This is a genomic window from Mycobacterium sp. KBS0706 (assembly GCF_005938675.2).
Taxonomy (GTDB): Bacteria; Pseudomonadota; Alphaproteobacteria; order DSM-16000; family Inquilinaceae; genus Inquilinus.
This window is the reverse complement of sequence record NZ_VCCH02000095.1, coordinates 21,852-28,448: the sequence shown is the minus strand read 5'-3', so window position 1 is coordinate 28,448 and position 6,597 is coordinate 21,852. Positions and strand designations below refer to the sequence as shown.

Below are 6,597 nucleotides of genomic sequence, written 5' to 3'. Positions count from 1 at the left end.
GGCTTCAGTGGCCAACGCAATGATTTGTAACAATTTTTGAGTTTGAGCGTTGCCTTCCCTTGGGCAGGATCGCCAGCGTGCCGGACTGACCGGCGTCCTCCGTTGGGAATCCGTATGACGTCGTCCCTGATCCACCGCACCGCGATCATCGAGCCGGGCGCCGAGATCGGCGAGGGCACCCGCATCGGCGCCTATGCCGTGATCGGGCCGAAGGTCCGGCTGGGCCGCGACTGCATCGTCGGGCCGCATGCGGTGATCGAGGGGCGGACCGAGATCGGCGACCGCAACCAGATCTTCCAGTTCGCCTCGGTCGGCGCGCCGCCGCAGGACCTGAAATACAAGGGCGAGGAGACGCGGCTGGTCATCGGCCACGACAACATCATCCGCGAATACGTCACCATCCAGCCCGGCGTCGGCGTCTCCGGCGGGCTGACCGAGGTTGGCGACAGCAACCTGTTCATGGCCTGCGCCCACATCGCCCATGACTGCCGGATCGGCAGCCACGCCCAGTTCGCCAATGCCGCGACCCTGGCCGGCCATGTCGAGGTCGGCGATCATGTCCACATCAGCGGCCTGGCCGGGGTGCACCAGTTCACCCGCATCGGCGCCCATGCCTTCGTCGCCGCCGGCGCCATGGTGGCGCAGGACGTGCCGCCCTTCTGCCTGGTCCAGGGCGACCGGGCGCGGCTGGTGTCGCTGAACGAGGTCGGGCTGCGGCGCCACGGCTTCACCGAGCCGGAGGTGCTGGCCCTGCGCCGGGTCTTCCGCACCCTGTTCCGCGGCACCGGCGAGAAGGCGGAGCGGATGGCCCGGGTCCGCCACGACCATGCCGGCGACAGGGGCGTGGCCGAGCTGCTGGAATTCCTGTCCGACACCAGGCGCGGCCTGGTCGCGGCCTGACGGCAACCGGTCGACGCCTCGGCGTGTTGATCACTCGAAGCCGATCTTCGAGGAGGACGCCATGACCGCCGTGAGCCCGATTCAAGCCGGCATCACCGTCGACGCGCCGCCGGAGCGCGCCTTCGACGCCTTCACCGGCGAGCTCGGCCGGTGGTGGCCGCTCGCCTACACCTATGCCGGGGTGGACCTCGACACCGCGGTGGTCGAGCCGCGGGTCGGCGGCCTGTGGTTCGAGCGCGACCGCGCCGGCCGCGAGACTGCCTGGGGCGAGATCCGCGCCTGGGAGCCGCCGTCGCGACTGGTGCTGTCCTTCGCCGTCAGCCCGGACCGGGCGCCGGAGCCGGAGGCGCGGGCCAGCGAGATCGAGATCCGCTTCGTGCCGGAGGACGGGCGCACCCGGGTCGAACTGGAGCACCGCGACTTCGAGCGGCACGGCGACGGGGCAGGGCGGCTGCGCGAGGGCATGGCCTCGCCTCAGGGCTGGCCGCTGATCTTCGCCGACTTCGCCCGGTATCTGCGGGGCTAGGGGCTGGTCAGCCCGCCGGCATCTCGCCTTCGATCCAGCCGATCAGCGAGGCGTGTCGCGGCGCCCAGCCCAATTCGGCTCGGGCTCGCTTGCCACGCACCCGGCTGTTCGAGCCCAGCGAATAGACGGCATGGCCGAAGCCGAGCGCGGCGATGGCGTCATCGATCGGCCAGGGCTGCGGCGCGCCAAGGCCGAGCCGCCGGGCGATCGCCGCCGCGGCCTCGGCGAAGGACGCTTCGCCGTTCTCGACGTAATAGAAGGCGCCGGCCGGGGCGCGGGCCAACGCCAGCGCGTAGAGCTCCGCCATGTCGTCGACATGCACGTTCGACCAGATGTTCAGCCCGCGCCCGATGTGCCGGACCACGCCGGTCTTGCGCGCCGCGGCCACCAGCGCCGGGATCTGCACGCTGTCGGCGTTCAGCCCCGGCCCGGTGCCGTAGATCAGGCTGTTGCACAGCACCGCCGACCGCACGCCGCGCCCGGCGGCCTCGACGATCAGCCGATCGATGGCGACCCGCGCCGCCTTGCCCGGCACCGGCTCGACCGGCGTGTCCTCGTCATAAATCCGGTCCGAAGCCCGGTCGCCGCGGGCATCGTCGGCCACCACGCTGGTGCCGCTGGTGTGCAGGAACGGCTTGCCGCTGCCGGCGAGCGCATCGAGCAGGGCCTCGACCGCCGCCCGGTCGTCGGCGCTGGCGGCGTTGACCACCGCATCGGCCGCCTGCGCCTCCCGGGCCAGCAGCGCCGTGTCCGACAGGTCGCCGAGCACGGGCTCGATGCCGAGCGCCTGCAGCCGCGCCGCCGTCTCCGGCGACCGCGCCAGGCCGCGGATCCGGTGCCCGTCGCGCATCAGCCGCAGGGCGACGGCGCCGCCGATATAGCCGCTGGCGCCGGTCAGGAAGATGGTCATGCCGATGCTTTCGTCCGTGGTCCTTCGAACAACATGAGGGCAGGGGGACGCCTCGGGAAGCCGGCGGGCCGGACAAGCTGGCATGAAACGAATTCACAGACGGAAGGCGCCCACGAGGCTTCCCTACACCGTCATTGCGAGCGCAGCGAAGCAATCCAGGGGCCACACCAAACGGCCCTGGATTGCTTCGTCGGCTTCGCCTTCTCGCAATGACGGTAAGGGGAGGGGCCGCTACGCCGTGATCCCATCTAGATCGTCATACAGCGCCTGGCTGTGGTGGTAGAGCCGGTCGAACACCGGCTGCATCCGGGCATAGCGCTTGGCCCAGGCGGGGTCGGGCGCGATCTCGGCGCCGTAGCGCACGAAGGCCCCGGCCGCATCCTGCACCGAAGAGAACCGGCCGGTGGCGGCAGCGACCATGGCGGCGCAGCCGACCACGCCGCATTCCGCCTCCTCCGGCACCAGGATCGGCAGGCCGGTGGCGCTGGCCTTGATCTTCAGCCACAGCGCGGTCTTGGCGCCGCCGCCCGACGCGATCAGCCGGTCCAGCGGCCGGCCCGAGGCCGCCTCCATGACCCGGATGTGGCGGGCGACGGCGAAGGCCACGCCCTCCAGCACCGCGCGGTGCAGCTCGGCCAGGCCGTGCCCGGCGCCGAGGCCGAAGAACTGCGCCCGGGCGTTGCGGTGGGCGCCCAGCCGCTCGCCCACCAGATAGGGCAGGAAGAACAGGCCGCCGGCGCCCGGCGCGGCCTCGGCCGCCTTGGCGACGATCTCAGGATAGCCCAGCGCCCCCTCATGGAAGGCGCGGCGGGCCCAGCGCATGGCGTCGCCGCCGCTCTCCAGCAGCACGAACGGCCCCCAGCCGCCCTCGATCGTGGCGACGTTGCAGATCTCGGGATCCAGCAGCGGCGCCTCGGTGATCAGGGTGATGATCGACGAGGTGCCGGTGACGTCGGAGACCAGCCCCGGCCTGCAGGCGCCGGAGCCCAAAAGCGCCATCGGATAATCGGCGCCGCCGACCAGCACCGGCGTGCCCTGCAGCAGGCCGGTCTCCACCGCCGCCGCTGCGGTGACGCCGCCCAGGATCTCCAGCGGCGACCGCAGGCGCGGCAGCTTGCCCGGGTCCAGTCCCAAGAGCGCGATCATGGCGGGCGACCAGCCCCGCGTCGCCGGGTTCATCAGGAAGCTGCAGGAGCCTTCCGTCGCCTCCATGGCGATCTCGCCGGTCAGGCGGAAATTGACGTAGTCCTTCGGCATCATCACGGCGGCCGTCCCGCGCCAGGCCGCGGGGTCGTGGTCGCGGATCCAGGCCAGCTTGAAGCCGGGCCAGGCCGGGGTCGGCGGGTTGCCGCTCTCGGCCAGGTAGCTGTCCGGCGCATGGTCGCGCTCGAAGGCCGCGACCAGGTCCAGCGTGCGCTTGTCGTTCCACAAGGGGACGGTGTCGCGGGTCAGGGCGCCGGTGTCGTCGACCAGCACCGTGCCGTGCATCTGGCCGCAGGCGCAGACCGCGGCGACGCGGCCACGGGCGCCCTCGACTTGGTCCAGCACGGTGCGCACCGACTGCACCACCCCGGCCCACCAATCGGCCGGCCGCTGCTCGGACCAGCCGAATTGCGGCACGATCTGCTCGTGCTCCTTCGCGGCGATGGCCAGGATCCGGCCGCCCCCATCGACCAGCGCCGCCCGCGCGCTGCCGGTGCCGACATCGATCGAAAGGGCGAGGTCGCGGGTCATGCTGGCTCCGTGCGGCAGGCCTAATGCCGGCGCAGCCAGCGCGTGCCGTGCTGCAGCAGCACGGCGACCACGATGATCGCGCCCATCAGGACCTGCTGATGATAGCCCGGGACATTGGCCAGGTTCATGATGTTGCTGATCACCCCCATCACCATCGCGCCCAGCAGCGTGTTGACCGCGCCGCCGCGCCCGCCCATCAGGCTGGCGCCGCCGATCACCACCGCGGCGATCACCGCCAGCTCGGCGCCGACGCCGACCTGGGCCGAGCCGACCCCCGCCCGGGCGGTGGAGATGATGCCCGCCAGGGCGGCCAGCGCGCCGGAGATGACGTAGACCGCGCAGACATAGCGCGGCACGGCGATGCCGGACAGGCGCACCGCCTCCTCATTCGAGCCGATGGCCCGGACGATGCGGCCGAATTTGGTGAAGCCCAGCACCACCCCGCCGACGATGAACACGGCGAACATCAGGATCACCGGCTGCGGCACGCCGAACAGGAAGCCGGCGCCGAAATCGGTGAAGGCCTGGCCGCTGTCGCCCAGCAGGATCGGCTGGCCGTTCGAGATGATGAGTGACAGGCCGCGCGCCGCGGTCATCATCGCCAGGGTCATGACGAAGGCCGGCAGCCGCAGATAGGCGACCAGGATGCCGGTGACCAGGCCGCAGCCGGCGCCGGCCAGCACCACCAGCGCGGTCGACGCCTCGGGCGACCAGGTGGCGACCAGAGTGGCCGACAGCACGCTGCCCAGTGCCGAGACCGACCCGACCGACAGGTCGATGCCGCGGGTCAGGATCACCAGCAGCATGCCCACCGCCATGATTCCGGTGCCGGAGATCTGGCGCAGCACGTTCATGATGTTCCGCTCGGTCAGGAAGGCGGGCGACATCAGGTGGGCGCCGAGGATCAGCAGCACGAAGATGCAGAAGGTGCCGTAGCGGTGGAACAGCTCGCCGATATCGGTGCGGCTGCGCGGCTTGTCCGTCGTCCCGGCGGTCGTGGTGGTCATCAATCAGCCCGCCATCCTCAGCTCGCCGTCGCGGCGGATCATCGCCAGCGACAGCAGGTTTTCCTCGCTGTACCGCTCCGGCGGCAGCTCGCCGCGGATCTCGCCTTCGCCCATCACCAGCACCCGGTCGCACAGGCCGAACAGCTCCTGGTGCTCGGAAGAGATCACGATCACCGCCTTGCCCTCGGCGGCCATGCGCTCGATCAGGCCGTAGATCTCGGCCTTGGCGCCGACATCGACGCCGCGCGTCGGCTCGTCGAGGATGATGACCTCGCCGCCGACATGGAACCACTTGGCCAGCGCCACCTTCTGCTGGTTGCCGCCGGACAGGCTGGAGACCGGCGCCTCGACCCCCGCCGCCTTGACCCGCAGGCTGCCGGCGAGGTCGCCGACCATGCGCTTCTCGGCGCCGCGGCGGATGAAGCCCAGCGGGTTCACCACCGGCTTCAGCCGCGCCATGGTGGCGTTGACCCGGATCGACAGCCCCAGGATCACGCCCTGGCCCTTGCGGTCCTCCGGCACCAGCCCGATGCCCGCGGCCACCGCGTCGAGCGGGGAGCGGATCGCGACCTTGCGGCCGTTGCGGAAGATGTCGCCACCGTCGCGCCGGTCGGCGCCGAAGATCAGCCGCGCCGTCTCGGTGCGGCCGGACCCGACCAGACCGCCCAGGCCCAGGATCTCGCCGGCCCGCACCGCGAAGCTGACGCCGCGCACCCGGGTGCCGGCGCTGAGATTCTCCACCCGCAGCGCCTCCGCCCCCGGCTGGCGGCGGGACTTGTCGGCGAACATGGCGGAGAGCGGCCGGCCGACCATCATGCGGATGACGTCGTCGATCCCGGCCTCGATCGGCGTCACGGTGCCGACCGTGCGGCCGTCCTTCATCACCGTCATCCGGTCGGCGATGCGGAACACCTCCTCCAGCCGGTGCGAGATGTAGACGATGCCGACCCCGGCGCCGCGCAGGTCGGCGATGATGCGGTGCAGCCGCTCGGCGTCGCGCGCCGCCAGCACGGCGGTCGGCTCGTCGAAGACGATGACGCGGACGTCCCTCGACAAGGCCTTGGCGATCTCGACCACCTGCTGGTGGGCCACGGCCAGGTCGCCGACCAGGCGCCGCGGGTCGATGTCGAAGCCCAGCCGGTCGATCAGGGCGCGGGCCCGGCGCTGCAGCTTCGGCCAGGCGATCATGCCCGGCAGTTCGCGCAGAAAAATGTTCTCGGCCACCGACAGGTCGGGCGCCAGCGCCAGCTCCTGGTGGATCACGGCGATGCCGCGCTCCAGCGCCTCGCGCGGGCCGCCGAACACGACCGGCTGGCCCTCGATCCGGACTTCACCGGAATCGGGCCGCATCTCGCCGCCCAGCACCCGCATCAGCGTCGACTTGCCGGCGCCGTTCTCGCCCAAGAGGGCATGCACCTCGCCGGGCCGCACTGTGAAGTCGACCCCGGCCAGGGCCCGGACGCCGCCGAAGGATTTGACGATGCCGCGCAGATCCACCAGATCGGTCATGCTGTCCCTCC

At 71.5% G+C, this 6,597-nt stretch carries 6 protein-coding genes; 2 read left to right on the top strand and 4 right to left on the bottom strand.

The genetic code is table 11. The features are described from left to right. The first annotated feature begins 114 nt into the window (after nucleotides 1–114). On the top strand, nucleotides 115–900 hold the full coding sequence (gene lpxA / locus FFK22_RS33785; RefSeq protein ID WP_138892276.1) for an acyl-ACP--UDP-N-acetylglucosamine O-acyltransferase: 786 nt from the start codon (nucleotides 115–117) through the stop codon (nucleotides 898–900). Nucleotides 901–961: 61 nt separating this feature from the next. After that, on the top strand, nucleotides 962–1,426 hold the full coding sequence (locus tag FFK22_RS33780) for an SRPBCC family protein (RefSeq protein WP_138892275.1): 465 nt from the start codon (nucleotides 962–964) through the stop codon (nucleotides 1,424–1,426). Between the two features lie 7 nt (nucleotides 1,427–1,433). On the opposite strand, the gene FFK22_RS33775 is transcribed toward FFK22_RS33780, so the two are convergent. The 4 genes from FFK22_RS33775 to FFK22_RS33760 form a co-directional block, all read right to left on the bottom strand. Continuing rightward, nucleotides 1,434–2,336 (bottom strand): NAD-dependent epimerase/dehydratase family protein, encoded by a 903-nt coding sequence (locus FFK22_RS33775; protein ID WP_138892274.1) that lies wholly within the window; start codon nucleotides 2,334–2,336, stop codon nucleotides 1,434–1,436. Between the two features lie 231 nt (nucleotides 2,337–2,567). Beyond that, a complete protein-coding gene (locus FFK22_RS33770) occupies nucleotides 2,568–4,070 on the bottom strand; it encodes an FGGY-family carbohydrate kinase (RefSeq protein WP_138892273.1) in 1,503 nt (500 codons plus the stop codon). A 20-nt stretch (nucleotides 4,071–4,090) separates the two neighbouring features. Further along, complete coding sequence (locus FFK22_RS33765) at nucleotides 4,091–5,077, bottom strand: ABC transporter permease (RefSeq protein WP_138892272.1); 987 nt, start codon at nucleotides 5,075–5,077, stop codon at nucleotides 4,091–4,093. A 3-nt stretch (nucleotides 5,078–5,080) separates the two neighbouring features. Beyond that, nucleotides 5,081–6,586: a sugar ABC transporter ATP-binding protein gene (locus tag FFK22_RS33760; protein WP_138892271.1), complete on the bottom strand. Its 1,506-nt coding sequence runs from the start codon at nucleotides 6,584–6,586 to the stop codon at nucleotides 5,081–5,083. Nucleotides 6,587–6,597: the final 11 nt, after the last annotated feature.

What these genes read in the sequence shown, in the direction of transcription:
- FFK22_RS33760 (WP_138892271.1), bottom strand. Translation starts at nt 6,586, where the DNA reads ATGACCGATCTGGTGGATCTGCGCGGCATCGTCAAATCCTTCGGCGGC.
- FFK22_RS33770 (WP_138892273.1), bottom strand. Translation starts at nt 4,070, where the DNA reads ATGACCCGCGACCTCGCCCTTTCGATCGATGTCGGCACCGGCAGCGCG.
- FFK22_RS33765 (WP_138892272.1), bottom strand. Translation starts at nt 5,077, where the DNA reads ATGACCACCACGACCGCCGGGACGACGGACAAGCCGCGCAGCCGCACC.
- lpxA (WP_138892276.1), top strand. Translation starts at nt 115, where the DNA reads ATGACGTCGTCCCTGATCCACCGCACCGCGATCATCGAGCCGGGCGCC.
- FFK22_RS33775 (WP_138892274.1), bottom strand. Translation starts at nt 2,336, where the DNA reads ATGACCATCTTCCTGACCGGCGCCAGCGGCTATATCGGCGGCGCCGTC.
- FFK22_RS33780 (WP_138892275.1), top strand. Translation starts at nt 962, where the DNA reads ATGACCGCCGTGAGCCCGATTCAAGCCGGCATCACCGTCGACGCGCCG.